At 77.6% G+C, this 2292-nt stretch carries 2 protein-coding genes; both read right to left on the bottom strand.

Going from position 1 to position 2292, the window contains the following annotated elements:
- The coding region (locus G6556_RS18455; protein WP_166944565.1) for a VanZ family protein at positions 1 to 918 on the bottom strand (918 nt) is incomplete at its 3' end.
- A 132-nt stretch (positions 919 to 1050) separates the two neighbouring features.
- Positions 1051 to 2127, bottom strand: a complete 1077-nt coding sequence (locus tag G6556_RS18450; RefSeq protein ID WP_166944563.1) for a thioredoxin domain-containing protein — start codon at positions 2125 to 2127, stop codon at positions 1051 to 1053.
- Positions 2128 to 2292 lie beyond the last annotated feature (165 nt).

Here is a 2292-nt window from a genome sequence, read left to right as displayed (position 1 = left end):
CCGCACCCCGAGCGACCCGCGTCCCGGGGTCCCGTCCGCCCGGCGCCACCGGGGCTCGAGCCACATGGCCCGCTGCCCGAGCGACGCCCCGCTCCCGAGCAGCGGCGGCAGCCACAGCAGCACCGCGACCGGCAGCACCGTGCCGATCAGCAGCTCGACCGGGTCGCCGTCGTCCGGGAGCGGCCGGCCCGCGGCCACGAGCAGCAGCCGGTACGCCACGGTGATCCCGTACCCGACGAACGTGACCAGCGCGGCGTCCACCAGCATGCCGAGCCAGCGGCGGCCGGACGTGACGGGGCGGGGCACCGCGCGCCCCGCCGCGAGGTCGCCGGAGCGCGGCATCCAGCCGAGCACCAGCGGCGCGACCAGCGCGCCGAGCAGCCCGCCGAGCGTGTTGGTGAGCAGGTCGTCCACGTCGCCGAGCCGGTACGCGCACCCGATCAGCCCGAAGATCCCGGTGGCCTGGGTGGTCTCGATCAGCAGGGACGCCGCGGCGGCCGACAGGGTGCTGCCGAGCACGCCCCGGCCCAGGTACCGGCGGGCGAGGACGCCCCAGGGCACGAACAGCAGCACGTTGAACACGACCTGCAGCACGGCGGCGCTGCGCAGCGTGGCCCCGAGGCCGAGCCCCGCGGTGTCCCGCCGGATGTCGGCGACGAACTGCAGCGGCCGGAGCTGGGGACCACCGACGCCGTACTGCGCGCACCAGGCCGCGAGGTCGCCGGACGGCAGGGGCAGCAGCGTGTACGCGAGCAGCGCCACGCCGTAGACCGCCACCGCGGCGGCGCCGAGCAGCCGCCAGCCGCTCAGCCGCCCGTACCGGCGGCTCTGCACGACGAGCACCGGCACGAGCAGCACGGCGAACGCCGCGAGCCCGCCGACGACGCCCACCCACGCGGGCCAGGTCCAGCGGTCCATGCAGCCACGCTACGGCGCGCCCGTCCCCGCCCGGACCGGGGACCGGCCGCGGTCTCGCGCCCGGTGCAGGTCGGGTACCCGGCCGTGCGCGCTCGGGTGCCCGGCCGGGCGGTCCCCGGCGCGGCCCCGGACTCAGCCCGCGGCCGCGGCGTCCGCCGGCTCGGTGGCGTCGGCGGCAGTCGGTGACGGGGACGCGCTCGGCGACGCCGACGCCTCGGCCTGCGCCGCCTCGGCCGCGAGCTCGGTGCTCACCTGCTCGATGAACGCCAGCAGCGCGTCCGCGTCGCCGAGGTCGCCGGTGTACTGCTGCCCGCCGACGAGCAGCACCGGGCTGCTCGTGACGCTGCCGACGTCGTACGGCACGGACTCGGCCGCCCGGGTCGTCGCCGCCTGCGCCCAGTCGGTGAAGTCGCCGTTCGTGACGCAGTCCGCCACCGTCTCGTCCGTGACGCCGGCGTTCTGCACGAGGGCGAGCAGGTCGTCGTCGTCCAGGCCGTCCTCGTCGAGGTCCGGCTGCGCGGCGAGCAGCGCGTCGTGCACCGCGAGCACGCTGTCCGGCGCCGTGTCCGCGACGCACGCGAGGGCGCCGGCGGCGCGGGCGGAGTAGTCGCCGGTCGTCTGCATCGTGCCGAGCAACGAGTCGTCCGCGGCGGCGTCGGTCGGGTCGGCCGAGGCGGTCGGGTCGGCGGAGGCCGACGGCGTGGCGCCCGCGCCCGTGGGCACCGACGCGCCGTCGAGCAGCGCCAGCGGGTGGATCTCCAGCGTCGCGTACCCCGCCGTCACCCACTGCTCGACCGACGCGGAGTTCGCCGCCCAGAACGTCTGCGCCTCGGGCGACCGGTAGTCCAGGTACAGCACGAGGTCGAGCACCCCGCTGCTGCGGTCCACGACCGTCACGACCGGCGACTCCCCCGGGTCGAGCGCGCTCGTGCGGCTCGCCGCCACCGCGCTGCCGTCGCCGGTGAGCACCACCCCGTCCGACAGCATGTTGTGCGGCCCGACCTGCCCGGCACGGACGGAGGCCTGCACCGCCAGCGCCGTGATCACGCCGACCGCGACGACCGCCGTCCCCGCACCCGCCCAGCCGAGCCGCCGGTTCCGCCGCCGGCGCTGCGCCTGGCGCTCCCGCTCGAGACGGGCGAGCTCCCGGGCGAGGGCCTTGCGGTCCTTCTTGGGCAGCTTCTCCGGGATCGGGGGTCGTGGGCTCATCGGTCGCTTCCTGTGCGGGGTCGGGCGTCGGGGCACGCCGCCGCACCCGCGGCGCCGCGCCCACCTGCGCCGACGCTCCCGCCCGCACCTGCCGACAGCCTGGGGCCGACCTGGGCGCACCCTGTGCGTCCGCCCTCCTCCCTGCCCTCACCCGAGCCCCGCCGA

The sequence above is a fragment of the Cellulomonas sp. IC4_254 genome (assembly GCF_011603975.1).
GTDB lineage: Bacteria > Actinomycetota > Actinomycetes > Actinomycetales > Cellulomonadaceae > Cellulomonas.
The sequence above is the reverse complement of the archived record's forward strand: the minus strand, read 5'-3'. Positions and strand labels throughout refer to the sequence as shown.

Coding starts and splice junctions, on each gene's coding strand:
- G6556_RS18450 (WP_166944563.1), bottom strand. CDS start 2,127: ATGAGCCCACGACCCCCGATCCCGGAGAAGCTGCCCAAGAAGGACCGC.